This is a genomic window from Tabrizicola sp. (genome assembly GCF_016792905.1).
Taxonomy (GTDB): domain Bacteria; phylum Pseudomonadota; class Alphaproteobacteria; order Rhodobacterales; family Rhodobacteraceae; genus Tabrizicola.
Genome location: NZ_JAEULP010000060.1, coordinates 37901 through 64353 on the forward strand (window position 1 = coordinate 37901; position 26453 = coordinate 64353).

General features: G+C 66.3%; 23 protein-coding genes and 1 pseudogene. 8 read left to right on the forward strand and 16 right to left on the reverse strand.

What is annotated here, in order from left to right:
- Position 1: 1 nt before the first annotated feature.
- Positions 2 to 769, reverse strand: a complete 768-nt coding sequence (locus JNL31_RS12825; RefSeq protein WP_294973806.1) for an NAD kinase — start codon at positions 767 to 769, stop codon at positions 2 to 4.
- Between the two features lie 197 nt (positions 770 to 966).
- Between JNL31_RS12825 and glyA the strand changes: the two genes are divergently transcribed.
- The 4 genes from glyA to JNL31_RS12845 all read left to right on the forward strand — a co-directional run bounded on the left by glyA (position 967) and on the right by JNL31_RS12845 (position 4692).
- Positions 967 to 2262 carry a serine hydroxymethyltransferase gene (glyA, locus tag JNL31_RS12830; RefSeq protein ID WP_294973809.1) on the forward strand — a complete coding sequence of 432 codons (1296 nt, stop codon included), beginning with the start codon at positions 967 to 969 and terminating at the stop codon, positions 2260 to 2262.
- A gap of 87 nt (positions 2263 to 2349) precedes the next feature.
- Positions 2350 to 2802, forward strand: coding sequence for a hypothetical protein (locus tag JNL31_RS12835; protein WP_294973811.1), 453 nt, complete (start codon positions 2350 to 2352; stop codon positions 2800 to 2802).
- Between the two features lie 50 nt (positions 2803 to 2852).
- Positions 2853 to 3767, forward strand: coding sequence for an SdiA-regulated domain-containing protein (locus JNL31_RS12840; protein WP_294973814.1), 915 nt, complete (start codon positions 2853 to 2855; stop codon positions 3765 to 3767).
- A 52-nt stretch (positions 3768 to 3819) separates the two neighbouring features.
- On the forward strand, positions 3820 to 4692 hold the full coding sequence (locus JNL31_RS12845; RefSeq protein WP_294973816.1) for a DUF817 domain-containing protein: 873 nt from the start codon (positions 3820 to 3822) through the stop codon (positions 4690 to 4692).
- A gap of 60 nt (positions 4693 to 4752) precedes the next feature.
- Here JNL31_RS12845 and JNL31_RS12850 read toward each other — a convergent pair whose 3' ends face one another.
- Positions 4753 to 5124 carry a hypothetical protein gene (locus JNL31_RS12850; protein ID WP_294973818.1) on the reverse strand — a complete coding sequence of 124 codons (372 nt, stop codon included), beginning with the start codon at positions 5122 to 5124 and terminating at the stop codon, positions 4753 to 4755.
- A gap of 98 nt (positions 5125 to 5222) precedes the next feature.
- On the opposite strand from JNL31_RS12850, the gene JNL31_RS12855 reads away from it, so the two are divergent.
- Entirely contained in the window at positions 5223 to 5993 is a 771-nt protein-coding gene (locus JNL31_RS12855; RefSeq protein WP_294973821.1) for an alpha/beta fold hydrolase, read from the forward strand.
- Here JNL31_RS12855 and JNL31_RS12860 read toward each other — a convergent pair whose 3' ends face one another.
- From JNL31_RS12860 to glpD, 10 genes are all read right to left on the reverse strand, one after another.
- Positions 5994 to 6167, reverse strand: a complete 174-nt coding sequence (locus tag JNL31_RS12860; protein WP_294973823.1) for a CTP synthetase — start codon at positions 6165 to 6167, stop codon at positions 5994 to 5996.
- Positions 6168 to 6314: 147 nt separating this feature from the next.
- Positions 6315 to 7439, reverse strand: a complete 1125-nt coding sequence (locus JNL31_RS12865) for an iron-containing alcohol dehydrogenase (protein ID WP_294973825.1) — start codon at positions 7437 to 7439, stop codon at positions 6315 to 6317.
- Positions 7436 to 8920, reverse strand: a complete 1485-nt coding sequence (glpK, locus tag JNL31_RS12870; protein ID WP_294973827.1) for a glycerol kinase GlpK — start codon at positions 8918 to 8920, stop codon at positions 7436 to 7438. Before glpK ends, JNL31_RS12865 begins: the two co-directional genes overlap by 4 nt.
- A 214-nt stretch (positions 8921 to 9134) precedes the next feature.
- A complete protein-coding gene (locus JNL31_RS12875) occupies positions 9135 to 10859 on the reverse strand; it encodes an ABC transporter substrate-binding protein (RefSeq protein ID WP_294973829.1) in 1725 nt (574 codons plus the stop codon).
- 88 nt (positions 10860 to 10947) lie between these two features.
- Entirely contained in the window at positions 10948 to 11214 is a 267-nt protein-coding gene (locus JNL31_RS12880) for a DUF2160 domain-containing protein (RefSeq protein WP_366928945.1), read from the reverse strand.
- A gap of 277 nt (positions 11215 to 11491) precedes the next feature.
- Positions 11492 to 12295, reverse strand: coding sequence for a carbohydrate ABC transporter permease (locus JNL31_RS12885; RefSeq protein WP_294973833.1), 804 nt, complete (start codon positions 12293 to 12295; stop codon positions 11492 to 11494).
- On the reverse strand, positions 12295 to 13167 hold the full coding sequence (locus JNL31_RS12890; protein WP_294973835.1) for a carbohydrate ABC transporter permease: 873 nt from the start codon (positions 13165 to 13167) through the stop codon (positions 12295 to 12297). Before JNL31_RS12890 ends, JNL31_RS12885 begins: the two co-directional genes overlap by 1 nt.
- Before the next feature lie 3 nt (positions 13168 to 13170).
- Positions 13171 to 14253 carry an ABC transporter ATP-binding protein gene (locus JNL31_RS12895; RefSeq protein WP_294973837.1) on the reverse strand — a complete coding sequence of 361 codons (1083 nt, stop codon included), beginning with the start codon at positions 14251 to 14253 and terminating at the stop codon, positions 13171 to 13173.
- Complete coding sequence (locus tag JNL31_RS12900; RefSeq protein WP_294973840.1) at positions 14254 to 15342, reverse strand: ABC transporter ATP-binding protein; 1089 nt, start codon at positions 15340 to 15342, stop codon at positions 14254 to 14256.
- Between the two features lie 10 nt (positions 15343 to 15352).
- Complete coding sequence (gene glpD, locus JNL31_RS12905) at positions 15353 to 16945, reverse strand: glycerol-3-phosphate dehydrogenase (protein WP_294973842.1); 1593 nt, start codon at positions 16943 to 16945, stop codon at positions 15353 to 15355.
- A gap of 241 nt (positions 16946 to 17186) precedes the next feature.
- Here glpD and JNL31_RS12910 point away from each other — a divergent pair, with 241 nt between their 5' ends.
- Positions 17187 to 17948: a DeoR/GlpR family DNA-binding transcription regulator gene (locus JNL31_RS12910; RefSeq protein ID WP_294973860.1), complete on the forward strand. Its 762-nt coding sequence runs from the start codon at positions 17187 to 17189 to the stop codon at positions 17946 to 17948.
- 1 nt (position 17949) lies between these two features.
- Here the strand turns inward: JNL31_RS12910 and JNL31_RS12915 are convergent, their stop codons facing one another.
- Genes JNL31_RS12915 through JNL31_RS12925 form a run of 3 tightly spaced genes read right to left on the reverse strand, consistent with a single transcriptional unit; the run spans position 17950 to position 24568 of the window.
- On the reverse strand, positions 17950 to 18597 hold the full coding sequence (locus JNL31_RS12915) for a Crp/Fnr family transcriptional regulator (protein ID WP_294973844.1): 648 nt from the start codon (positions 18595 to 18597) through the stop codon (positions 17950 to 17952).
- A gap of 26 nt (positions 18598 to 18623) precedes the next feature.
- Positions 18624 to 21581, reverse strand: coding sequence for an adenylate/guanylate cyclase domain-containing protein (locus JNL31_RS12920; protein ID WP_294973846.1), 2958 nt, complete (start codon positions 21579 to 21581; stop codon positions 18624 to 18626).
- A 26-nt stretch (positions 21582 to 21607) separates the two neighbouring features.
- Positions 21608 to 24568 carry an NAD(P)-binding protein gene (locus JNL31_RS12925; RefSeq protein ID WP_294973848.1) on the reverse strand — a complete coding sequence of 987 codons (2961 nt, stop codon included), beginning with the start codon at positions 24566 to 24568 and terminating at the stop codon, positions 21608 to 21610.
- 281 nt (positions 24569 to 24849) lie between these two features.
- On the opposite strand from JNL31_RS12925, the gene JNL31_RS12930 reads away from it, so the two are divergent.
- Complete coding sequence (locus JNL31_RS12930) at positions 24850 to 25359, forward strand: tail fiber protein (RefSeq protein WP_294973850.1); 510 nt, start codon at positions 24850 to 24852, stop codon at positions 25357 to 25359.
- Positions 25360 to 25458: 99 nt separating this feature from the next.
- On the opposite strand, the gene JNL31_RS12935 is transcribed toward JNL31_RS12930, so the two are convergent.
- On the reverse strand, positions 25459 to 26076 hold the full coding sequence (locus tag JNL31_RS12935) for a TetR/AcrR family transcriptional regulator (protein ID WP_294973853.1): 618 nt from the start codon (positions 26074 to 26076) through the stop codon (positions 25459 to 25461).
- A 105-nt stretch (positions 26077 to 26181) separates the two neighbouring features.
- Between JNL31_RS12935 and JNL31_RS12940 the strand changes: the two are divergent.
- Positions 26182 to 26453: pseudogene (locus JNL31_RS12940) on the forward strand (spermidine/putrescine ABC transporter substrate-binding protein); the annotation flags it as partial.

The following is a 26453-nucleotide window of genomic DNA, read 5'->3' on the forward strand; positions in this document are numbered from 1 at the left end:
TTCAGACGAACTGCTCGCCGATCAGCCGTTCCTCCAGCCCGTGGCCAGGGTCGAACAGCAGGCGGTGACTGACGCTGTCGTCCGTGCGGACCTCGACGCTGGTCACGTCGCGGGTCGAGGAGCGGCTGTCCGCATCCGCCATCACCGGCCGCTTGTCCGGGTCGATCACGTCAAACCGCACCACCGCCGTCCGGGGCAAGAGCGCGCCGCGCCAGCGTCGGGGCCGGAAGGCCGCCATCGCCGTCAGCGCCAGCACATCCGCGCCGATGGGCAGGATCGGCCCGTGGGCGGAATAGTTGTAGGCCGTCGATCCCGCCGGCGTCGACACCAGCGCCCCGTCGCAGACCAGTTCCTCCAGCCGCACCCGCCCGTCGATACTGACCCGCAGCCTCGCCGCCTGCGGGCCCTGGCGCAGCAGGGAAACCTCGTTGATCGCCAGCGCTTCCGTAACCTTCCCCCTGGTCGTCTCGGCCCGCATCGACAGCGGGTTGATCGACGTCTCCTCCGCCGCCGCCAGCCGGGCAGGCAGGTCCTCCAGCGCATAGGCGTTCATCAGAAAGCCGATGGTGCCGCAATTCATCCCGTAGACCGGCAGCCTCTGCCCATGCGCGGCGTGCAGGGTTTGCAGCATGAACCCGTCGCCCCCCAGCGCCACGACCACCTCGGCGCGACGAATATCGGCCTGGCCATAGGCCGCCGTCAGCGCCGCGAGCGCCGCCAGTGCCGCCGGGGCCTTCGAGGCCGTGAACCGGATCCGCTGTCGCTGCATGGGCCATCCCTTCGTTCCCGCCAGTCTTGGCCGCCCCGTTCCGCAAACTCAAGCCCCGGTTTCCTTTGCGCCACGCCGGTTTCCTTGCCCCTGCCAATTTCGCAGCCGTCGCGGTTCCTGTCGCTTTCTTGCCTTTCCCGACGCGGATGCGTGGTCTAAATAGCCGCGCAAATCTCACCCGCCCCAAAGGATCCCCCATGACCGCCACCGCCCGCGACCCCGGCTTCTTCACCGAACCCCTGTCCTCGCGCGATCCCGAGTTGTTCGGGGCGGTGACGCAGGAGCTTGGCCGCCAGCGCCACGAGATCGAGCTGATTGCCTCGGAGAACATCGTCTCCCGCGCGGTGATGGAGGCGCAGGGCTCGGTCCTGACCAACAAATACGCCGAAGGCTACCCCGGCAAGCGCTACTACGGCGGCTGCCAGTTTGTCGACGTGGCCGAGAACCTGGCGATCGACCGGGCAAAGCAGCTCTTCGACTGCGGCTTTGCCAACGTGCAGCCGAACTCCGGCTCCCAGGCCAACCAGGGCGTGTTCCAGGCCCTCCTCAAGCCCGGCGACACCATCCTCGGCATGTCGCTTGATGCCGGTGGCCACCTCACCCATGGCGCCGCCCCGAACCAGTCGGGCAAGTGGTTTAAGGCGGTGCAATATGGCGTCCGCAAGCAGGACCTGACGCTGAACTACGACCAGCTGGCGGAACTGGCCACCGAGCACCAGCCGAAGCTGATCATCGCGGGCGGCTCGGCGATCCCCCGGATCATCGACTTCAAGCGCATGCGCGAGATCGCGGATTCGGTCGGCGCCTTCCTCCTCGTCGATATGGCGCACTTCGCCGGTCTCGTCGCGGCGGGGATCTACCCCAGCCCCTTCCCGCATGCCCATGTCGCGACCACCACCACCCACAAGACCCTGCGCGGGCCCCGTGGCGGGATGATCCTGACGAACGACGAGGAGATCGCCAAGAAGGTCAACTCGGCGATCTTCCCCGGCATCCAGGGCGGGCCGCTGATGCATGTGATCGCGGCGAAAGCCGTGGCCTTCGGCGAGGCGCTGCGCCCAGAGTTCAAGACCTACCAGGCGCAGGTGGTGAAGAACGCGCAGGCGCTGGCGGACGCGCTGATGAAGGGCGGGCTCGACATCGTCACCGGCGGCACCGACAGCCACCTGATGCTGGTCGACCTGCGCCCCAAGGGCGTGAAGGGAAACGCGACCGAGAAGGCGCTCGGCCGCGCCTGGATCACCTGCAACAAGAACGGCATCCCCTTCGACACCGAGAAGCCCACCATCACCTCCGGCGTCCGCCTCGGCACCCCTGCCGGCACCACCCGCGGCTTCACCGAGGTCGAGTTCCGCCAGATCGCGGCCTGGATCATCGAGGTCGTCGAGGGCCTCGCGGCAAACGGCGAGGACGGCAACGGCGCGGTCGAGGCAAAGGTCCGCGCCGAGGTCGAGGCGCTCTGCAAACGCTTCCCGATCTATCCGGGGCTGTAAGGCCGCGGCTCCGGCCAGCCTGACGAAATAGCGCGGCGAACGGACCTTCGCCGTGCTATCCTCTGCCGGTTTCCGGAGACGCAGATCATGGTCAAATGCACTTACGCCGAGAACACCGGCTTCATGTTCAACATCCATACCCATGTCGGACAGGGCATGCCCAACCGGCTGGATGATGTCGAATTCTGCCGCCTTGCCTATTACGAGATGCGCAAGCTGAAGCCGAACGAGAAACCGCAGTCGGTGGCCCTGGTCGCGGCCATCGCCAAGGTCCAGCCCTCGGGTCCCTTCGGCCCCGACCTCGACGCCGCGATCCGGGCGCATCAGGCCTATCAGGGCGGCAGCCAGGACGGCCGCGTCAGCCCGCTGATGAACCCGGTCGCAGCCGAAACCGGCTATGGCGGCGGGCACATGTGGCTGGTGTCGATCTATGACGGCAACCTTTGCGACCAGCTGAAGACGTCCTATCCACGCCTTGACCTGCACCCGATGTGCGGCGCTGCCCTGCGCACGGCGGTCCAGAAGATGTTCAACATGTGAGACAGCGATTGGCCGAGGGACATGCCGATCCGCGCCTGGCAGCGCGGCGAATGACGCTGCGCCAGCGCCCCTGGCTGCTGGCCGGAATTGTCCTGATCCTTGCCGCTGGCCTTTGGGTCAGCGGGCTTGTCGGCTTGGTGGCACATCAGCTTGCGATGCGCGGCGCATCACCCGGCTCCCCGATGCTCGGCCTTGCCAGCTACCGGGTCGGGATCGAGGGCCAGCCGATCCCGGGCCTTGACGACAACACCTCGGGCCTGACCTTCAGCCCGGCGACCGGCACGCTTTTCACCGTCATCAACCGCCCGCCAGAACTGGCCGAACTGTCGCGTGACGGTCGGCTTCTGCGCCGCATCCCGCTGACCGGGGCGCGCGACGTCGAAGGCATCACCCATGTCGAGGGCGACCGCTTCATCCTGGTGGACGAAGGCCGCCACCGCCTGTCCTGGGTCACGATCACCCCGGACACTGCCAGCCTCGACACGGAAGCAGCGCCTTTCCTCTCGCTCGACCTCGGCGCCTTCGAGAACATGGGGTTCGAAGGCATTTCCTGGGACCAGCGCCGCAAGGAACTGGTGATCGTGCAGGAGATGTGGCCGGTCCGCGTGCTGGTGATCGGCGGACTCGACGATGCGGTGCAGGGCCGGGGACTGGGCGTCACCGTGCGGGAATGGCAGCCCGACAGCTGGGCCGGGCATTTCGTCGCCGACCTCTCCTCGGTCACGGTGCATGACCCGACCGGCAACATGCTCCTGCTCAGCGACATGTCCTCGGTCCTGGCCGAATACGCCCCCGACGGTGCGCCGCTTGGCTTGTTGACGCTCTGGTCCGGCTGGCACGGCCTGACCCGGTCGGTGCCGCAGGCGGAGGGCGTCGCCATCGGCCCCGACGGCGCGGTCTTCATCGTGTCCGAGCCGAACCTCTTCTACCGCTTCGACCCTGTCGTTCCGGTTTCCCAGCCTTGACGGCGCAAACTCCTGCCTGTCTGGTTCCCCCTGCCCCGACGCGCAGGACCGCATGACCGCCCCCGATACCCGTTCCCTCGAACACCGCATGGGCGACTGGGCCCGGGCGCGGCTGCCCTTTGCCGTCGCTGAACTGGTGATGTTCGTCCTGAAACAGGGCTGGGCCTGCCTTTTCGGCGGGCTTCTCCTGGCGGCGATCATCACCTCCAAGCTCGTCTGGCAACCCGGCTGGCCCCTCCACCGCTATGACGCGCTGTTCCTCTTCGCCATCGCCACGCAGGCGCTGTTCCTCTGGACGAAACTCGAAACCTGGGAGGAAGCCCGCGTCATCCTTCTCTTCCACCTGACAGGCACGGCGATGGAATGGTTCAAGGTCGATGCCGGCTCCTGGGCCTATCCCGAAGCCGGAGTATTCAAGCTGATGGGCGTGCCGCTCTTCTCCGGCTTCATGTATGCCGCCGTCGGCAGCTACATGGCCCGGGTGATCCGGGTCTTCGACATGGCGTTCGCCCCCTATCCGCGCTTTGCGCTGACCGTCCTCATGGCCCTCGCGATCTACGTCAACTTTTTCGCGCATCACTTCCTGCCGGATATCCGGCTGGCGCTGTTCGTCGCGACGGTTGCGCTCTACGCCCGGACCCGGATCTGGTTCCGCATCCATGACCGGCACTGGTGGATGCCGCTGCCGCTGGCAGCCGCCCTCTCGGCCCTCGCGCTCTGGGTGGCGGAAAACATCGGCACGGCGACGGGAACCTGGATCTACTCCGGCCAGGCACCGGGACAGATGGTCAGCTTCGCCAAGCTCGGGTCGTGGTATCTGCTGCTGTATGTGGCCTTCGTGACGGTCACGCTGGTCAGCCGCAGCGCCCTGTCTTCCCGGCCTTTGGACTTTGGCGCGACTGCGGAAGACCTTGCCAGATCGTAAACGTCCGCGCGCAAGTTGTTGTTTTCATTATTTCGGAAAATCTGTCCACCGTGGACAGGGTCAGAAATATCCCCGCCAGGCCAGAAAGCCCAGCAGCGCGACGGCCAGCACCAGCACCCCGAGCCCGACCGACCCGACCATCCCGGCGAACAGGTCCCGCCGCCGCCCGACCGGATCAATGGCGATCAGATGCTTCACGCAGACATCATAGGCCTCGGTCACGTCACCCATGTCGATCTGGCCCAGCAGCTTCGGATTCTGCGCCTTGTGCGCGGCGGCGGCCAGCACCTTGCCGCTGTCCCGCACCTTTTTCGGCAGCATCCGCCCGGCGCGCTTCAGCTTGGCCGAAAGGTCACGGCCCCCAAGCCCCAGCCTCTCCTCCAGAAGCTGGGCCACCCGATCCGCCATCTGATGGATCGTCACCGCACTCATCCGCCACCCCTCTGCCGCCGTTTGCCGAACCTAGAGTTGTTCGCCCGGATGTTCAACCGCTCTGGCCTGAAGCTCTCGATATCGCTATGGAAACCCGCATGCTTGCCACGATCCGCCATCCCGCCGCAACCCGGACGGACGCCCCGACCCTGGTCATCGCCCACGGGCTCTACGGCTCGGCCCGCAACTGGGGCGTGATCGCCCGCCGCCTGGCCGACCGGCGCGAGGTGGTGGCCGTCGACATGCGAAACCACGGCGACAGCCCGCGGTTCCCGGTGCAGGGCTACCCCGAAATGGCCGCCGACCTGGCCGAGGTGATCGAAAGCCTGGGCGTACCGGTCGATCTCCTGGGGCATTCGATGGGGGGCAAGGCCGCGATGCAGCTTGCGCTGACCCGATCCCGGCTGATCCGACGCCTCGTGGTGGCTGACATCGCGCCGGTCGCCTATTCCCATGACCAGAGCCGCCACGCCCGCGCCATGGCCGCGCTGGACCTGTCGCGGATCAGGACCCGGGCCGAGGCCGATGCGGCACTGGCCGAAAGCCTTGACGATGCCGCCCTGCGCGCCTTCCTTCTGCAGTCGCTGGACCTGCGCCAGCACCCGCCGCGCTGGAAGCTGAACCTCGCCGCGCTGGAAGCCGAGATGCCGAAGATCGTCGGCTGGCCGGGAACGGAAGGCGTGTTCCCGAACCCCGCCCTGTTCCTGACAGGGACCGATAGCCCCTATGTCCGCCCCGAACACCGCGAGACGATCCGCGCCCTGTTCCCCAAGGCACGCTTCGCGAAAATCCCGGGCGCGGGCCACTGGCTCCACGCCGAAAAACCGCGCGAGTTCGAGGAGACGGTCAGGGTCTTCCTGGAAGCCTGATCATTCGATCTGCCGGGCCACCGCCCAGGCGACAGGCAGGGCCAGCGCGGCTCCGGCAGCCGCAGCGATGAGGATGGGCCAGAGCGTTCCGTGGCCCGTGGTCAGGACGGCGATCACGCCGGTTCCGGCCATGGCGGTCGCGATCATCGAGTACAGGATCATCATCAGGCGCATCGAAACACCTCCTTCGCAAGCCCGCGTGAAGCATAGACTCCTTGGCGGCCTGCCGCCTTGATCCGGGTCAACATGCGGAAGCACCCGCGGACAGTTTGTACACTGTACAGACCGCAATAGCAGAGTGGGGAATCTGCCCACCCCGCCTTACGCTGCCTCCAGAATCCCGCGCAGGTCGCGCTCAGGCAGTACCACCGGGTTCCCTTTCATCGAGGACGCCTCCAGCGCCGCCGCGACGATGCCCTGGTGCTGTTCCTCTGCCACCCCCTGCGCGGCAAGGCCCGGCAGGCCTTCGGCCCAGGCCCAGGCCTGCAACGCCGCAGGCGCCTTGGCAGCGGTCGAGCCCAGGACCTCGGCAAGCATGGTGCAGACCTGGTTCAACCGTTCGCGAGCCTCACCTCCGGCGGCTTTTCGGTTCGCCGCCAGTACCGGGCCCAGAAGCGCGCCGCAGATCGCGCCATGGGCGGCCCCGGTCAGGCCGCCGATCACGCCCGCCAACCCGTGCACCGCGCCAAGCCCGGCATTCGCCAGCGCCAGCCCACCACAAAGGCTGACCCAGGCCATCCGGTCGCGCGCTTCGGCATCCTCGCCCTGCATCAGCCGCATCAGCGCCTCCAACCCTGTGCCGATGGCAGGCCCCGCCAGCGCGTCGGTGTAGGGCGTGGCCTTCAACGAGACGAAGGGCTCGATCACCTGCGTCACCGCATCGAGGCCGGAGGCCAGCGTCACTGCCTTCGGGCAATAGTCAGTCAGGGCCGGGTCGACGATGGCCAGCCGTGCCACCATCCGGTCATCACGCAGGCTGACCTTGCGGCCAAGGTCCGGCAGGCCGATGACGGCGTTCTTCGTGACCTCAGCCCCGGTTCCCGCCGTGGTCGGCACCGCGATGAAGGGCAAGGGATCGGCCTTCAGGGGCAGGCCCTTGCCAACGACCTCCAGATGGTCCATCGGCCCCCCGGAGGCGGGGATGAGAGCGGCAAGGGCCTTGGCAAAATCCATGACAGCGCCCCCGCCCAGACCGACCACGACCTGCGGCCCAAGACCGCGTGTCCAGCGAAGTGAGGTTTCCAGCATCGTCAGTGTCGGCTCGCTCGCGCAGGGCAGAGCCTGAACTTCCGCGTCAGATATTCGGAGCCAGGCTGCCCGGGCTGCATTCGCGCCATGAACGACCAGCACCCTTGAACCGAAGGCGCGGATCAGGGCGGGGGCCTTCGCGGCCTCGCCCCGGCCAAAGAGGATGCGACCGGGGGCGGTGATGCCGAAGGGGATCATACCAACATCGTGGCGGCGATGGCCTTGCCCCAGCGGGCGTATTTCGCATCCCGGGTGGCGGCGTCCATCGCGGGGGTGAACCGACGGTCAAGCGCCCAGGACTTGGCGAATTCCTCCGGCCCGCCCGCGACCCCGGCCTGCATCGCGGCAAGGTAGGCGGCACCCAGGGCCGTGGTTTCCGTCACCTTCGGTCGGTCCACCGGGGCGCCGATGATGTCGGACAGGAACTGCATGGTCCAGTCACTGGCGGTCATCCCGCCGTCCACCCGAAGGACGCCGTCCGCCGCAGCCCCCCAGTCGGCCCACATCGCTTCCAGAAGGTCCCGGGTCTGGTATCCGACGCTTTCCAGCGCCGCGCGGGCAAATTCGGCGGGACCGGAGTTCCGGGTGAGGCCGTAGATCGCCCCCCGGCATTCCGGCCGCCAGTAGGGCGCGCCAAGGCCGGTGAAGGCGGGGACGAGGATCACGCCCTGCGCTTCCTCTGCCTTCTCGGCGAGGGGCTGGGTTTCCCTGGCCTCGCGGATGATCTTCAGCCCGTCGCGGAGCCACTGGACCACGGCACCGGCAATGAAGATGGAGCCTTCGAGGGCGTAGGTGGGCTTGCCTTGCAACTGGTAGGCGATGGTCGTGAGGAGACGGTTCTTCGACGGGACCATGTCGGTGCCCGTGTTCAGCAGGGCGAAGCAGCCGGTCCCGTAGGTCGACTTCATCATCCCGGGGCTGAAGCAGGCCTGCCCGACGGTCGCCGCCTGCTGGTCACCCGCCACGCCGAGGATCGGGATCTCGCGGCCGAAGAGGTCGGGGCGGGTCAGGCCGAAGGGGGCGGCGCAGTCTTTTACTTCCGGAAGGAGGGAAAGGGGCACGTCGAGGAGGCCGCAGATGTCGGCGTCCCATTCGCCCTTGGCGATGTTGTAGAGGAGGGTGCGGGAAGCGTTGGTGGCGTCGGTGGCGTGGACCTTCCCCCCGGTGAGGTTCCAGATCAGCCAGCTGTCGACGGTCCCGAAGGCCAGCTCGCCTCGGTTGGCCTTCGCCCGCGCGCCTTCGACATGGTCGAGGAGCCACTTCACTTTCGTCCCCGAAAAATACGGGTCGAGGAGGAGCCCGGTCTTCGCGGTGATCGACGTCTCGTGCCCGGCAGCCTTCAGGGCGGCGCAGGTGGCGGCGGTGCGCCGGTCCTGCCAGACGATGGCCGGATGGATCGGCTGGCCGGTCGCGCGGTCCCAGATCAGGGTCGTCTCGCGCTGGTTGGTGATGCCGATCGCGGCGATGTCGGTCGCCTTGATCCCGGCCTTCTCGATGGCCGCCCGGGCCGTCGCGGCGACGGTGGACCAGAGATCGGCGGGGTCGTGCTCGACCCAGCCGGGGTGGGGGTAGTGCTGGCGGAACTCTTCCTGGGCGGAGGCGACGGGGCGGAGGGCCTGGTCAAACAGGATCGCGCGGGAGGAGGTGGTACCCTGGTCGATGGCGAGGATATGGGTCATTCGAGAAGCCTGCGGGAAGATGTGTCCACGGTGGACAGATTTTCAGAGCCAACGATTACAATGGGTTGTCTGCGGACGTTAGGGAATTCTTAATTTCTGACCGTGGCAGACCACCGGTGCCGGAGGGGGCCAAGCTTTTCGAAAAGTCCGGTCCGATTTCTTCGAAGAAATCGGGCGCGGGCGGCACCCTTCGGCACCGCCCGCCCCATTGTCGTCAGTTCTGCCAGGACTTGATCAGCTCGTCGTAGCTGATGGTTTCCGGCGTCGGATCCTCGTTCTCCAGCTTGGCGACCGGGGCACCCGGGGCGTCAAGCCATTCCTGCGGATCCTTCTCTTCGTTCATCTTCGGGCCGATGTCGCCCTGGACACCCGACTTCTCGATCCGCTCCAGCACCTTTTCCTGCTCGGAGCAGAGCGCATCCAGCGCTTCCTGCGGGGTCTTGTCGCCCGACATGGCGTCGCCGATGTTCTGCCACCAGAGCTGCGCCATCTTCGGATAGTCCGGGATGTTCGTGCCCGTCGGCGACCACTGGACGCGGGCGGGCGAGCGGTAGAACTCGATCAGGCCACCCAGCTTGGGCGCCCGGTCGGTGAAGTGCTGGCTGTCGATGGTGGACTGACGGATGAAGGTCAGGCCGACATCGGACTTCTTCAGGTCGACGGTCTTCGACACCACGAACTGCGCGTAAAGCCAGGCGGCCTGGGCGCGGTCGACCGGGGTCGACTGCATCAGCGTCCAGGACCCGGCGTCCTGGTAGCCGATCTTCTGGCCCTTCTGCCAGTAGGCGCCGTGCGGCGAGGGGGCCATGCGCCATTTCGGCGTGCCGTCCTCGTTCATCACCGGCGTTCCCGGCGCGACCGAGGCCGCGGTGAAGGCGGTGTACCAGAACATCTGCTGGGCAATCGCGCCCTGGGCAGGAACCGGTCCGGCTTCGCTGAAAGTCATGCCCTGCGCTTCCGGCGGCGAGTATTTCTGCAGCCACTCGATCGCCTTGGTAACGGCATAGACCGCCGCCGCGTCGTTGGTCGCGCCACCACGGGCCACGCAGGAGCCGACGGGACGGGAGTTTTCGTCCACGCGGACGCCCCATTCGTCGACCGGCAACCCGTTCGGCTCGCCCACGTCGCCCATCCCGGCCATCGACATCCACGCGTCGGTATAGCGCCAGCCGAGCGACGGGTCCTTCTTGCCGTAGTCCATGTTGCCATAGACGCCGGTGGCAGGCCCGCCCATGTAGGACATGTCGCGGCCGGTGAAGAACTCAGCGATGTCCTCGTAGGCCGACCAGTTGACCGGAACGCCGAGGTCATAGCCGTATTTGGCCTTGAAGTCGTCCTTGGTCTTCTGATCCGAGAACCAGTCGTAGCGGAACCAGTAGAGGTTCGCGAACTGCTGGTCGGGAAGCTGGTAAAGCTTGCCGTCCGGCCCGGTGGTGAAGGAGGTGCCGATGAAGTCGGCCAGGTCGAGGCCGGGGTTCGTCACCGCAGCACCGTCGCCCGCCATCCAGTCGGTCAGGTTGCGGGCCTGCTGGTAGCGCCAGTGGGTGCCGATCAGGTCCGAGTCGTTGATGTAGGCGTCGTAGATGTTTTCGCCGGTCTGCATCTGCGTTTGCAGCTTTTCGACGACGTCGCCTTCGCCGATCAGGTCATGCGTGACCTTGATGCCAGTGATCGCAGTGAAGGCCGGGGCCAGCACCTTGGATTCGTAGCTGTGGGTGTCGATGGTTTCCGAGACGACCTTGATCTCCATCCCCGCGTAGGGTTTGGCCGCGTCGATGAACCATTGCATTTCCGCTTCCTGATCGGCGCGGCTCAGCACCGACAGGTCGCCGATTTCGGTGTCGAGGAAGGCTTTCGCCGCCTCCATGTCGGCCCAGGCGGGGGCCTGCATCGCCATCAGCGCAAGCGCCATGGCTGTTGCGGTTGAACGAAGTCTCATGTGTATCCTCCCGAGAATTGGTGAGACGTTTCGGTTCGTTGCCCCGGGCAGGTCTTCCGCCCTGCCCGGGGGTCTTCTTTGCCCGCGTCTAGACCCAGCGAAAGACCGCCGCGGCATAGACGAGGGAGAGGATGAGCGCGCCCCAGAGGAAGTCGGGGCCCGCGAAGAAGAGCCAGCCAAGATGGATGAAGGCCGAGCCCAGAAGGGTGATGAACAGCCGGTCGCCGCGGGTGGTCTCGATGCGCAAGATGCCGACGCGCGGTGTTTCGGGGTAGCGGATGGCGAGGAGCGTCATGATGATCAGGAGCCCGGCGATGCACCAGAAGAAGAGCGCGACCGGGAAGGTCCAGGCCATCCAGAAGCCGTCGATCAGCTGCCCCGTCCAGTCGCGGACGCCGTCATCGTCGACCGGAACGGCCCAGAGGAGGAAGGCGAGGATCGCGGCCATGAGGAGGCCGAGGGTGAGGTAGATCGGGGTCCAGCGGGTTTGGGTCATGGCGTCTGCCCCTTGGTTTGCGTCGGATGCCCGCCCCGGACCTGATCCGGGGCCTCGTCATTCCAGAGGCGGCGCGGGTGGGCATGGAGGTCCCGGGTCAGGCCCGGGACGGGGTTTGCCTGATGACAACGCATCATCACACCCTCCCCAGGGCGAAGCCCTTGGCGATATAGTTGCGGACGAAGTAGATCACGAGCGCTCCGGGCACGAGGGTCAGGACCCCGGCGGCGGCGAGGACGCCCCAATCCATGCCGGAAGCTGACACTGTGCGGGTCATCACTGCGGCGATGGGTTTGGCGTCGGTGGTGGTGAGAGTGCGGCTGAGAAGAAGCTCGACCCAGGAGAACATGAAGCAGAAGAAGGCGGCGACGCCGATGCCGGAAGCGATGAGGGGCATGAATATCTTCACGAAGAACTTCGGGAAGGAATAGCCGTCGATATAGGCGGTCTCGTCGATTTCCTTCGGCACGCCGCGCATGAAGCCTTCCAGAATCCAGACCGCGAGGGGGACGTTGAAGAGGCAGTGGGCAAGCGCGACCGCGATATGGGTGTCGATCAGGCCCATGGCCGAATAGAGCTGGAAGAACGGCAGCGCGAAGACGGCGGGGGGCGACATGCGGTTGGTGAGAAGCCAGAAGAACAGGTGCTTGTCGCCCATGAAGTTGTAGCGGCTGAAGGCATAGGCGGCGGGCAGCGCCACGGTGATCGAGATGACCGTGTTCATCACGACGTAGATCAGCGAGTTGACATAGCCCATGTACCAGGAGGGATCGGTCAGGATCACCGCGTAGTTGTGGAAGGTCAGGTTCGCCGGGACCAGCGTGAAGGAGGAGGTGATCTCGGTATTGGTCTTCAGGCTCATGTTGATCAGCCAGTAGATCGGGATCAGCAGGAACAGGAGGTACAGGGCCATGACGATGGCGTTGGGGCGGAGGCGCATCAGCGGTTCTCCTCACGGTCGAGGTTGGTCATGACGGTGTAGAAGACCCATGAGATCAAGAGGATAACGAGGAAGTACATGATCGAGAAGGCGGCGGCGGGGCCGAGGTCGAACTGGCCGGTGGCCATCTTCGCGAGGTCGATGGACAGGAAGGTGGTGGAGTTGCCGGGGCCGCCGCCGGTGACGACGAAGGGCTCGGTATAGATCATGAAGCTGTCCATGAAGCGGAGGAGGACGGCGATGAGGAGGACGCCGTTCATCTTCGGCAGCTCGATGTAGCGGAAGACGGACCAGCGGGTGGCCTGGTCGATCTTGGCGGCCTGGTAGTAGGCCTGCGGGATCGACTGGAGACCGGCGTAGCACAGGAGTGCCACGAGCGAGGTCCAGTGCCAGACATCCATCACGACGACGGTGATCCAGGCGTCGATGGGATCGTTGGTGTAGTTGTAGTCGATGCCCATCGCCGCAAGCGTGTGGCCCAGAAGCCCGATGTCGACGCGGCCGAAGATCTGCCAGATGGTGCCGACGACGTTGAACGGGACGAGGAGCGGCAGGGCCATGAGCACCAGGACAAGGCTGGACCAGAAGCCCTTCTTCGGCATGTTGAGCGCGATGAAGATGCCGAGCGGCACCTCGATCGCCAGGATGATCAGCGAGAAGAGGATCTGGCGGCCAAGCGCGTCGTGCAGGCGGTCCGAAGTGATCTGGTCCTCGAACCAGTCAAGGCCGGCCCAGAAGAATTCGTTGTTCCCGAAGGTGTCGTTGAAGGCGTAGTTCACGACCGTCATCAGCGGGATGATGGCCGAGAAGGCCACCAGCACGAGAACGGGCAGGACCAGGAACCAGGCCTTGTTGTTCTGGGTCTTGTCCATGGCTCAGGCCCCCCCGCGAGTGTCGGTCGGCTGGACGCGCCAGTCGTTTGCGTAGACGTTGATCTTGCCCGGTGCGAAGGCGACGCGGGGGTCGGCGGGGACGGTTATGCCTTCGGGCAGGATCGCGTTCAGGGCCTGGCCCTGGAATTCGGCGCGGAGGATGCGGTGGCGGCCCACGTCCTCGACCCGCTTCACGGTGACGGGCAGGCCCTGGTCGGAGATCGTGACGTAGTCCGGGCGGATGCCGATCTGGGTGCGGCCCGATGTTGGCCCATAGGCCGCACCCAGAGGCACCGAGACTTTCCCCAGTCTCGCCTCGGTTCCGGTCACGTCGGCATCCAACAGGTTCATCCCCGGCGAGCCGATGAAATAGCCGACGAAGGTATGGGCCGGGGTCTCGAACAGCTCTTCGGGCGTGCCCATCTGCACCACACGCCCGTCATACATGACGACGACCTTCTGCGCGAAGGTCAGGGCCTCGGTCTGGTCGTGGGTGACGTAGATCATCGTATGACCGAACTCGCGGTGCAGCGATTTCAGCTGGGTCCGCAGCTCCCATTTCATATGCGGGTCGATCACCGTGAGAGGCTCGTCGAACAGGATCGCGTTCACGTCCTCGCGCACCATGCCGCGCCCAAGGCTGATCTTCTGCTTGGCGTCGGCGGTCAGCCCGCGCGCCTTGCGGTTCAGGATGTCTTCCATCCCGATCATCTGGGCAATCTGGCCGACGCGCTTGGCGATATAGGCCGCGTCCATCCCCCGATTGCGCAGCGGGAAGGCCAGGTTGTCGCGCACGGACATCGTGTCGTAGACGACGGGGAACTGGAACACCTGGGCGATGTTGCGTTCGGTGGTCGGGGCATCGGTCACGTCGCGGTCGCCGAACAGCACCCGGCCATGTGACGGGCGCACGAGGCCGGAGATGATGTTCAGAAGCGTGGTCTTGCCGCAGCCCGAGGCCCCGAGAAGGGCATAGGCGCCGCCGTCCTGCCAGACATGGTCCATTTCCTTCAGCGCATAGTCGGCCTCGCCCTTCGGGTTCGGGCTGTAGCTGTGGGCAAGCTTGGAGAGGGTGATCCGGGACATTCAGGCCGCCATCGCGTAAGGGGCGGGCGCGGCAAGGCGGCCCGTGGTGTCGAACAGGTAGACATGGGCGGGATCGACCCAGATCGAGGTCTGCGACCCGGCACGCAGCGGGTGGACGCCGTGAATCAGCCCGACCCAGCGGTCGGGTCCATGGGTCAGGTGGACAAAGGTTTCCGACCCGGTGATCTCGGTCGCGCCGAGGGTGCAGCGGAACTCCACCGCATCGCCGGAGTGGCGGTTGAGCGTGATGTGGTTGGCCCGGAAGCCCGCCATGTAGCTGCCATCGGGCAGGTCGCGCGTGGCGCTGTTGGCCGGGGCGTGTGCGCTTTCACCGAAGGTCAGGCGTTGGCCTTCCTTCTGGCAGGGCACGAAGTTCATCGGCGGGTCGCTGAAGACGCGGGCGGTCGTCGCATCCTCGGGCAGCCGGTAGACCTGCGGGGTCGGGCCGAACTGGGTGACGCGGCCTTCCCAGAGCGTCGCGGTGTTGCCGCCGAGGAGGAGCGCTTCCTCCGGTTCGGTGGTGGCATAGACGAAGATCGCGCCGGAGGCTTCGAAGATGCGGGGGATTTCGATCCGCAGCTCCTCGCGCAGCTTGTAGTCGAGGTTGGCGAGCGGTTCGTCAAGAAGGACCAGTCCCGCGCCTTTCACCAGCGCCCGGGCAAGGGCACAGCGCTGCTGCTGGCCGCCGGACAGCTCCAGTGGCTTGCGGGCCAGCATTGGTGTCAGGCGCAGCATTTCCGCCGTGGCGCGGACGGATTTGTCGATCTCGGCCTGCGCGCGGCCCATCAGGCGCAGGGGCGAGGCGATGTTTTCGTAGACGGTCAGGCCGGGGTAGTTGATGAATTGCTGGTAGACCATCGCCACCTTGCGGTCCTGCACCTTCACGCCGGTGACATCGGTGCCTTCCCAGAGGATGCGGCCCGTCGAGGGCTTGTCGAGGCCCGCCATTAGCCGCATCAGGCTGGTCTTGCCCGAAAGCGTCGGCCCGAGAAGAACGTTCATCGTCCCGTTTTCCAGGCGCAGGTCGGTGGGGTGGATATGCACCCTGCCCCCGACCGACCGTGAAACCCCCTGAAGTTCCAGCGTCATTCCGTTCCCCCTATTCCGCCGCCGGGACAATTGCCCGGGAGGCGGCGTCCGCCATGAAGCGGTCAAGTCGTTCAATCTGGTCTGCACTCATGCGCAGGCCAAGCTTGGAGCGCCGCCAGACAATGTCTGCCGCCGACAGCGCAAATTCATGTGACATGAGCCAGCGCACCTCGGCCTCGGTCAGAGTGGCGCCGAAATCCTGGCCCAGCGCCTCGGGCGAGGTGGCATTGCCCAGAATCTGCGTGGCTTCGGTGCCATAGGCGCGGACAAGGCGGGCGGCCCAGTAGTCGGTCAGGAATGGATGCTGCGCCTTGAGTTTGGCCGTCAGCGCGCCGACGCCGTCATGCGGGAAGTTGCCGCCCGGCAGCGCCACGCGGGCGGTCCAGGCCGGTTTCGCCTGCGGGAAGAAGGGCGCAAGCTTGGCCAGCGCGGATTCGGCAAGGCGGCGGTAGGTGGTGATCTTGCCGCCGAAGACGTTGAGGAGCGGCGGGCCGTTCTCGTCCAGCTTCAGCACATAGTCGCGGGTCGCCGCCGTGGCCGACTTGGCGCCGTCATTGTAGAGCGGACGGACGCCGGAATAGGTCCAGACCACATCGTCCTTGGTGACGGTTTGCGCGAAATACTGGTTGGCGAAGGCCAGAAGGTAGTCGCGTTCCTCGTCCGTGCAGCGGGCGTCGCTGGGCGCGGACTGGTGGTCCTTGTCGGTAGTGCCGATCAGGGTGAAGTCCTGCTCGTAGGGGATGGCGAAGATGATCCGGCCGTCCGTGCCCTGGAAGAAGTAGCAGCGGTCATGGTCGAACAGTTTCCGCGTGACGATGTGGCTGCCGCGGACCAGCCGGACGCCTTCGGTCGGGTTGATGTGGGCGACGTTGCGGATCACGTCCATCACCCAGGGCCCACCTGCATTGACCAGTGCGCGGGCCGTGTGATGGCCCTGCCCCTGCGGGCCGTCGGTCGTGATGTGCCACAGATCGCCCCGCCGTTCCGCGGCGGTGACGCGGGTGCGGGTCAGGATGCGGGCGCCCCGCTGGGCGGCATCGCGGGCGTTCAGGGCGACGAGGCGGGAGTCTTCCACCCAGCAGTCGGAATATTCGAAGGCCTTGCGGAAGCCGGGCTTGAGCGGGCGACCCGCAGGGTCGCGGGTCAGGTCCAGCGTCCGGGTCGCGGGCAGGATCTTGCGGCCGCCCATGGTGTCGTACATGTAGAGCCCAAGCCGGATCAGCCAGTCGGGCCGTCGACCCTTCGTCCAGGGCATGGTCCAGCCCAGAAGCCGCGAGGTGGGCGTGTCGGATTCGAAGCGCATGTCGGGGCTGAGCGGCAGCACGAAGCGCATCGGCCAGCTGATATGCGGCATGGCGACGAGCAGGGTCTCGCGTTCCTCCAGCGCCTCGCGGACCAGGCGGAACTCGAAGTATTCGAGGTAGCGGAGGCCGCCGTGGAACAGCTTGGTCGAGGCCGAGGAGGTGCCCTGCGCCAGGTCGCCCTGTTCGGCCAGCGTGACCGACAACCCGCGCCCGGTGGCGTCGCGGGCGATGCCGCAGCCGTTGATGCCGCCACCGATGATGAAGAGGTCGGATACAACCTCTGCGGTTCTGTCGTTCAAGTCGGACCCTCCCCCGGTGCGGAAACTGCGCTGATTGTCACAGCTTCGTCAACGAGAATTTTTCGCTTTTGCGCGATTTTGTCGAAAGCGAACATTCATGGCGGTTCTATTGCGCAACCACAGCGATACTTGCTGCAAACGCAAAATACCGCGTGCCTGCGCAAACGAAAAAATCGCTGACAGGGAAACGATGGCGTGGCAGAAAGCCGAAACGCGGGTTGCGAAGGAAAAGGAAAAGGCCGTGGCGCTGAACTTCCGGCAGACCGAGATTCTGGAGCTGGCCCGGGCCGAGGGGCGGGTCGTGGTCGAGGATCTGGCGCAGCGATTCGACGTGACCTTGCAGACGATCCGCCGCGACTTGTCCGATCTGGCGGATGCGGGGCACTTGGACCGGGTGCATGGCGGGGCGGTCCTGCGGACGGGCGTGGCGAACATCGGCTACGAGGCGCGGCGGCGGATGAACGAGGGGGCGAAGGCGGCGATTGCCCGGGCCTGCGCGGCGGCGATCCCGGACAATTGCAGCCTGATCCTGAACCTTGGCACCACGACGGAAGCAGTCGCTCGGGAACTGCTGGCGCACCGCAACATCACGGTGATCACCAACAACATGAACGTGGCCAACATCCTTGTGGCCAATCCCGGCTGCGAGATCGTGGTGGCGGGGGGCGCCCTGCGGCGGACGGATGGCGGGCTGGTGGGCGAGCTGACCACGCAGTTCTTCGAGCAGTTCAAGGTGGATTATGCGGTGATCGGGGTTTCGGCGCTGGATCGGGACGGCGACCTTCTGGACTTCGACCTGGCGGAAGTGCGGGTGTCGAAGGCGATCATCCAGCAATCGCGACGCCGTTTCCTGGTCTGCGACCACTCCAAGCTTGACCGTTCCGCCCCGGCGCGGCTGGCCTCGCTGTCCGAGATCACCACGCTTTTCACCGACCTGCCCTTGCCGGGCGAGCTGATGCGGAAATGCGAGGCCTGGGAGACCGGCGTGACAGTGGCGGCGTAGGCTAGAACTCGGCCGCCAGCACCTTGGGGTCCAGAAGCTCGATCCGCTTCCGCGCGGTGCGGATCGCGCCGCGCCGTGCAAGGCCGCTCATCACCCGGCTGACCATCTCGCGGTTGGAACCGATGGTGGCGGCGATCTCGGCATGGGTCGGGGCTTCGGCGATCACGCCCCCGGCGCGAAGTTGGTCCCGGTCGACCGCCAGCCCGAAGAGGTAAGAGGCGACACGCTGTTCGACGCTGTAGGTGGTCAGTTCCAGGTTGCGGGCGGTCAGGGTGCGGATGCGGGCGACAAGGCCCTGGGCGATCCGCCAGCGCAGGGCAGGGACCTGGTCGAAGAGCAGGCGAAACGCAGCACCGGGAATGGTCAGCACCGTGGCTTCGCTTCGCGCGACGACGGCAAGCGAACGCTCGCCTTGGTCCAGCGCCGCCAGTTCGCCGAAATGATCGCCAAGCGCGAAGCGCGTGAAGATCACCTCGCGCCCGTCGGCGGTCCAGTAGAGTGCGATCAGGGTGCCGGACAGCAGAAAATGCACGTCGCGGCTTTGATCCTTCTGGTGGAACAGGATTTCCCAGGGCCGCAGGCGGTGTTCGGTGAAGGGCAGTTCGATCCCGGCGAAATCCGTCACGGTCAGGCCGCGAAAGAGTGGCAAGTCACGGGCAAGGAGCGCAGCCAGTGTCACGGCACCGCCAGAAGTGATCGGGCCGAAGCGAGTTCGGGCAGGGATGCTTCGGCGGGAAAGCGGGCAACCGCTTCGGCAAGGCCCGCGGCCGGACCGTCGACCGCGATCCGGTCCAGCAGCGCCCGGATCAACCAAAGCGCCGCCCCCTGCGCCATCGACACTTCAACCGCCTTGTCCAGCGCGGCATCGGCCTCGGCAAGGCGGCCCATCGCACGGCAGTTGGCGGCATGCAGCCGCAGGATTTCGGGATACCAGCAGTGCAGGCCCTCGGCCTGGGTTTCGGCAAGAGCCCGGGTCGAGATCGCAAGCGCCTCGTCCGGGCGACCAGCGGCCAAGAGGCGCGACGCATGCACAGCCGAGAAATAGGGCACGCCGACATTGGCACCGATGGCGCGCAGGGTGTCGATCAACTGGCCGAACGCGGCGATGCCTTCGCCAGTCTTCGCAAGGTCGGGATTCATCACCTGCGCCCAGGTCTTGCCGATGAACTGCCAGAACAGCGCGCCCTGCGCCACTGCCGCGGCGATGCCCCGGTCAAGGCGGTCCATCGCCTGATCCAGGTGGCCCGCGTAGAACAGCGGCACCGAACCCCAGACCAGCGCATAGGGCTGCATCACCGGGATCGACAGCGCGGCCTGATGCGCGTCGGTCTCGGCAACCAGCGCGGGGATGCGGTCGCATTGCCCGAGGATCGCCCGCGAGGGACCCTCGAACATCTGCGCGGCGGCGAACATGTCCATGCCGTAGCGCGCGATCATCCCCGCGTGTCGGTCCAGGCGGTAGAGCGGGCGGATCGCGCCGATGCAGTCGAGCTGTTCGGCAAACCGGCCCTGGTAGAACCGGGTGCCGTTGCGGGCCGCAAGCGCAACGATGCGGATTTCCACGGCTTCGGCACTGTCGGGGAGAGCATTCGCCATGCGGTCCATCAGGTCGCCCAAGCGGTTGGCGCGGGTTTCCTGCGCCGAGATGATGGCATGGGTGTGGGCGCCCAGAAGCGCGGGGGCGGTGTTCGGGCCAAGCCTGTCCTGAGCGCTGGAAATATCGAGCACCGTGTCGAATTCCTGGCGCACGGGGTCGGCCGTGAAGCCCTGTACCTGCATCAGCACCGAACCGATCATGGTATGGGCAGCGATCGCCAGCTCGGGGCGCTGCTCCTCGGGCAGCTCGTCGCAGAGGCCGCGGGCGGCGCGGGCCATGCTTTCGGCGTCGGCGAAGGCGCCCTGCATCAGAAGCTTCTGGCTGGCCTGAAGGTAGCTGACGATGGCGGGCAGGAACTGGCGCGCCTTGTGCTGGTGGTCGGCCAGAAGGCCGGGCTCGCGCGCGAGGACCTGCGGGAAACGGGATTGCAAGAGGTCGGCGATGCGGGCGTGCAGTCCTTCGCGGGTGCGGCGCAGCATCGACTGGTAGGCCGCCTGCGCCAGCAGCGCGTGGGCGAATTCCCAGGCGTTGTTGGGCCTTGCGACCAGAACCCCCGCGCGGGCGGCGGCGCGGAGCTGCGGCAGGGGGTCGGCGCCGTCAAGCGCCTGAAGCATCTCCACCCGGAAACTGCGGCCCAGGGCGGCCGCCCGTTGCAGCAGGGGCTTTGCCTCGCCCGTGCTGTCGATACGTTCCCCCAAGAGGTCCATCAGAGTGGCTGGCAGCCCGGCCCCTGCCCCGCGCCGTGCCAGCTGGTGCAGGAACAGCGGCACGCCCCCGGCACGCTGCAAGACTTCGCCGCGGACCGCCCCGTCCAGCGCTTCCGGTGCCAGCCGGTCCAGAAGCACGCGGGCATCCTCCTCTGGCAAGGGGTCAAGCGCAAGGGTCAGAAGCCCGTCGCTGGACAGGTGGCGGCCCAGCTTCGCATCCTCGCGGCTGGTCAGGATGATGCGGAACTGCGCGGCCTCGGGTGCGGCAAAGATGGCATTGATCACGTCGAGGCTCGCGACGTCGAACCAGTGCAGGTCCTCGAACAGGAGAAGCCCGCGTTGCTGCCGCGCAAGGATCGCGCGCCAGATCGCGCCTTCGATCAGGGCTTTCAGCGCAAGGCTGGACAGGGTGGCCAGAAGGACCTGTCCCTCGGGCAGGCCCAGGATCAGCGCGAGGGCCTGGCGGTCCTGGGTGGCAAGCTCGGGAAAGGCCTCGGCCAGGGTGGCGTAATCGGGGTTGGTGCTGCCGCTCCGGTCCAGAAGCCAGTCGCGGAACGGAAGATAGGACGAGCCATGCCCGATGGCGTCGCCCTGGAAGACGGACTTGGCGGCGAACTGGCTGGCGAGATGGCCGACGAAGGCGGTCTTGCCGACCCCGGCCTGGCCGATCAGAAGCGTTGGACCTTCGGCAGCGATGAGCTTGGCCATCTCGCGTGCGCGGCCGACGAAGGTTTCCGGCTGGTCGATGCCACCTGCAGGCAGGCGCCCGATGACTTCGAAAAGCGGCAATTCCTCGGCGAAGCCCTTCAGGCGGCGGGGGCCAAGGGCGCGGGTCTCGAACCGGCCGCGCGACAGGGCGCGCGTCTCCTCGGCAATGACGACGGTTCCGGGTTCGGCCTGAGACTGGATGCGTTCGGCAAGCGTTGTGACCGAGCCGGTCAGGCGGGGCAGGCCCTCGGTCTCGGATGCGGTACGGACCACGGCTTCGCCCGTCGCCACCCCGGCGCGCAGACGGACGGCGATGCGGTTCTGGAAGCTGAGTCGGATCGACTGCACGGCGCGCAGGGCGGCATCGACGGCGCGGTCGGCCGACAGTTCCTCGGTCCGGGTCAGGCCGAAGACGGCGACCACGCCGTCGCCCAGATATTCCGTCACCTCGCCGCCCGCCGCCTCGATCAGGATGCGGGTCTGGCGGTAGTAGTCGTCAAGCCAGGATTGCAAATCTTCGGCATCCGCCGCACTGGCGATGGCACTGAAATTCTCAAGGTCGATGAAGACGGCAGTCACCTGCCTGCGTCCGCCACCGCCCTCGATATCCCCTTTCGGCATCGGCCCTTACCCCCCATTAGCCGCGGTTACGGTAGCCTAGTCCGCGCCGCTTCTAAAAGGGCAATTCGGCGCGAGTCGAGGGGATTCGAGAGCGTCCAGCTGGTGCGGATGCGGAAGGCGCCCGGCAACCCCTGCGGGTGCTGCGAGCCGTCGCCGTGCATGGCCAGCGGGCGGGACGTCATGCGCCCGGCGGGCAGTTGGGCGAGGGTTGCGTCGGTGATCTCGATCTCGGCCGCGACGGGGGTGATCTCGGCGGTGCCAAGGCTGAAATCGAAGCTCTGGAACTGCCAGCGGCTGAGCTTGCCCTGCGTGACGATGACCTGGTCGCACAGGGTTTGCACGCGCGACGCTTCGGGGCTGTCGAACAGGGATCGCGGGAAGCCGCGGTCCTGGTAACGGGCGGACCAGACCGGGGTGCCGTCAGGGGTGGCGACGGAATAGGCGGAGCCCTCCATGGCGAGGTTGCCCATCCGCTTGTCGAAGCCGTAGAACCAGACGCCCGCCAGTTGCGCCGCGCGGTTCGACAGGTAGAGGTTCGGCAGGTAGTTGAAGAGGCCCGGCTTGCCTTCGACCTGGACGCAGGCGACCGAGATGATCGCTTCGAGATAATCGCGGAACCCCATGAATCGCGGCAGGGCCGAGGGGCGGACGCCGATCTGCCGGTTGGCAAGGATCGTGACCGGATGGGTGCCCGCGGGCGTGATCGCCTGCGGGGCCAGCGACATGCCGGGCGGCAGGATCGCCTGCAGGGCGGCGGCGTCGACGGCATGAAAGCTGAACCAGCCATCGATTGCCCCGGTGCCGAAGAAGCTGGTCAGGGGCCAGGGCGCGGTCTGGGCATAGGGGCTGGCGCGTTGCGGGGCGCCGCTCGGGCCGCTTTCGGGGGCAAGGTCGCTTTCGCCGACCACCTCGAACGGATGGCCGGTCAGGCCGCGGGCGCAGACGAGGCCCGAGATCGTGGCAGCCTCGACGCAGCCCGCGTTGATGCCGCAGCGCGTCCAGTCGCCCGCCAGATACAGGTTCTCGAACCCGCTGTCGTCGGGGGGCAGGCGATACTGGACGGAGTTCGGGACCGAGAGGACATAGCGTTCCGAGCCGTAGAAGTTCTGCCGGAAATACTGGGTCTGGAACCGCTCCTCGGGGCTTTGGTCCTTTGGCCCCCAGAGAAGCGACAGGTCGAACCTGCCGTCGCTGGCGGCACCCGGCCACATCCGGATCAGGTCGCGGTCGGCCCAATCACGGACCTGGTCCTGGAACGGCTTGGGATCGACGCCGACATTGTGCGCGGGGCTGCAGAAATAGGCGAGCTGCGCCGGGCCGTCCGCGGGCCAATCCTCGTGCGGGATGAGGTCGGTCATGTCGGCCCAGGTGTCCAGGGGCTCGCTGAAGCTGGTGATCACGGTCATCAGGTCGATCTGGGGACCGGGGTTGTGCCGCGCGACAAGGGCGTTCCAGCCAAGGCCTTCTGCTGTCCGGTTCAGCCAGAATTGCGCGGCATGGGTGGCCACGGTGCCGACGTTCTGCACCATCGCCCGCCAGCGCGGCGAGGCGGCGATCAGCTCTTCCCCAAGATAGGGGATCGAGCCGAGCGAGGCGCCAAGGATGACCTGATCGAAATCGCGCCCCCGCTCCAGCCGGAACGGTCGGCCGGTGGGCGGGTCTTTTTCGCATTCGAAGTCGGTGCCGGGCTGGTAGCTGCCGGGCTTAAGTTGCGACAGGTCCGGCTGCGAGGGCCAGCAGGGCAGGCCCCGGACATCGACCAGCGGCTGGTAATCTCCGGACGGAACCTCGGCCTGTTCCACCATGTCGATGGCAGCCACGCCGATCTTGTCAGGGTCAAGGCGCAGCGCGCGGGCGGCGGTGAAAAAGCGGAACTTCACGCCGCGCGATTTCAGGACCTGATAGTAGGGCCCGAAGACCGTGTCGCCCATCCCGGCCTGCATCTTGTAGAAAAGGGCCCCCTTGTAGGTGAAGGCCAGCCGCAACAGGCCCCGGATCGCCGTGCCTGCGCCCACGCCCCGGTCCTCGGTCACGCCGCCGGGATAGCCGAAGACATAGTCGTAGCAGCCGCGGAACACGGCTGAATAGACGGCCTCCTGACTGGCCCCGTAATGCAAGAGCCAGGCGCTGATCTCCCAGCGGTCGATCACGTCGAACCCGGCGCGGAAGAGGCCCGAGTCGATTGCCCCCCGGAAGAAGGCGCTGGACAGGCTGATCATGTAGCCGATGCGACGGGCCTCGTCGCCTTGCCCAGCGTTTGCCATCCGGGCGTGGTGCCAGTCCTGGGCATGGGTGGCGAGCGCGGCCAGCAGCAGCGTTTCCTGCGTCTTGTGGTTGTGCGGATTGTCGGAAAGGCGGTTCGCAAGCGCGCTGAGATGATGAAACGGCGAGGTCGCCGCAAGGGAAAGCCGCAGCTCATTGAACGCGGAATGGAAACTGTCCGGCAGGATGTGGGCATTGGCGGGCGGAACCGGCCCGGCCAGGCCACGGTCGATCATGTCGGCCACGGTCCGCAGCAGCATCCGGAAATAGGCGAAGGGTGTCGGCAAGATGCCTCCGGTTCCGGGGAGGTTCCCGTTCGGCTGGAAGTCCACCCGCCAAGGATGCAGGCTGACCGAGCCATCCGGCTGGGGAAGATCCTCGGCCAGGAAGAAATGCGACAGGCCCTTGAACGCCTTGTCCAGCGTGCCAAGCGGCGCATCGGGGGCGCGCAGCCCCGTCCGGTTCAGCGTTTCATAGCAATCGCGCATCAGGCGGAAGGCGTTTTCGTAGAACCCCGCCCAGATGTGCAGGCCATGCTCCTCGATCCGCTGGTGCCGGTCGGCGTTGCGCCCCGACGCCCCCTTGCCTCCGCAGCGCCAGCCAAGCTGGTAGACGGTGATGTCGTAGGACTGGTCCCAGCCGGGGATCTGGGTGATGGCGTAGCATGCGGTGATCGCGCCCACGCCACCGCCGATAACGGCGATCTTCTTGCGTCCTGTCGGCATGCCCCGCTCCCCCTCAGAAGGTTACAGATGCTGCCTTTGCGATCCGTTAACCAATTCAGTTTCCCTTGTCGAAACAAAGCTGGGCGCAATCAAGGCGCTTGCGCGCAGACTGGGGCCAGAAGGAGGAGTTGTTGCGGCAATGTCGGCCACCAGCTATCCACAACCGCAGGTACAGTGCAGAAGCCAGTGTGCGTTCTGCCACAGACCTCCCGCCCGCAAGTCGCCCAGCATTGGCTATCGGCTGCCCGCGTGGTGGTGGCCGAGATGAAACGGTGCGTGCGATGGAACCCCTGCTTGGGTCGATCATCCTGTTCGGAGGCAACTTCGAACCCCGGGGCTGGGCCTTCTGCAACGGGCAGTCGTTGCAGATCGCCCAGTATTCGGCGCTCTACTCGCTTCTGGGCACGGCCTATGGCGGCGATGGAATCGCGACCTTTCACCTGCCCGACCTGCGCGGACGTGTCCCCGTCCATGCCGGTACCGGCGCGGGCCTCTCGCCGCGTTCCCCCGGTGAAGCCTTCGGTCACGAAGCCGTCACGCTGGCCGCTGCCCAGGTTCCGCCGCACACCCATGACCTGGTTGTCGCCGATGTTCCGAGTTCCTCCGACCGCGCACAGGGCGACATGATCGCGCGGTCACAAATCTTTTCCGACAGGGGGGGCTCAACCCTCAGCCTCAATCCCTTGTCCATCGCCTTGACCGGGGGCGGACAGCCGCATGACAACATGCAGCCAAGCCTTTGTGTGAATTACATTATCGCGCTGGAGGGCATCTACCCGTCGCGCAACTGAACCCGCAATGTCCCTGTTGCGGGCTGACTGGCCGGTGGTCGACCCCCTCGCCCCGGCCCGGACCTGCAAGCCCCCCCGTGGCTTGCAGGTCCATCCTTTTCAGCGGGCGGCCATCAGCAGGGCCAACTGGTCGGTGGCGCGCTGGTTGATCCGGTGGAGATCCTCAAGCGGCATGGCCTCGGCCTTCACGAATTCGATGAACGCCTGGTTCAACTGGGCGAAGATGATGCCGCCCAGCACCGAGGAGTCGAGATCGCGCCGGATCTGGCCGCGGGCCTGAAGGGCGGCAACCAGATCGCTGACCTGTTCCGTCAGCCGGGAATCAAGCGCAAGATACCGCTGCGAGAACGGCGTCTCGGGCGCCTCGACCGAGAGTGCCACCGCACGCCGCCACAGCTCCTTGGACAGGTACTGAAGCGAATGGTCATAGTAGTTGCGGATCAGCCGGTCGAGCGCGATTGCCACATCGGCGGGCGGATCGGCAACAACGGCACGACCGGCATCGATCACCTCCTCCACCTCCATCGAGACGATGGCCAGAAGGATGTCGCCCTTGGTAGAGAAGTAGTTGTAGCAGGTCCCGGCTGACACGTCGGCGGCGGCGGCGATATCCTCGATTCGCACGGGATCGTAGCCCTGCGCCCTGAACTGGGTGGAGGCTGCCTCAAGGATGCGCCTAGTGCGGTCGGCCTTCTGTCTTTCGCGCAGTCCGGTCATGCGGCAGTTTCCAAATCGCAATAATTTTGATGTTGACTTCAAAATTGAATGAACTCAATCTTTTTCTCAACCGCCCGTCAGAGGCCCCGCAACATGGAGATTCACATGGCCCGCCTTCCCGCCACCAGTCTTGCCCTTCTGCTGACCGCCACGCCGGGCCTTGCGCAGGAGTTGAACGCGCTGGTCTGGTGCGACCACACTGATCCGGCGCTGATCCAGCCCTTTGAGGAAAAGTTCGGCGTCAAGGTGAACCTGAAGGAATACGAAGGCACGGCGGCGGGGCTGGCGATCCTTGACCAGTCGCAACCGGGCGACTGGGACGTGCTGGTGATCGACGCGGTCGACGTCAAGCGCGCGGTCGAGGCGGGGCGTCTGGC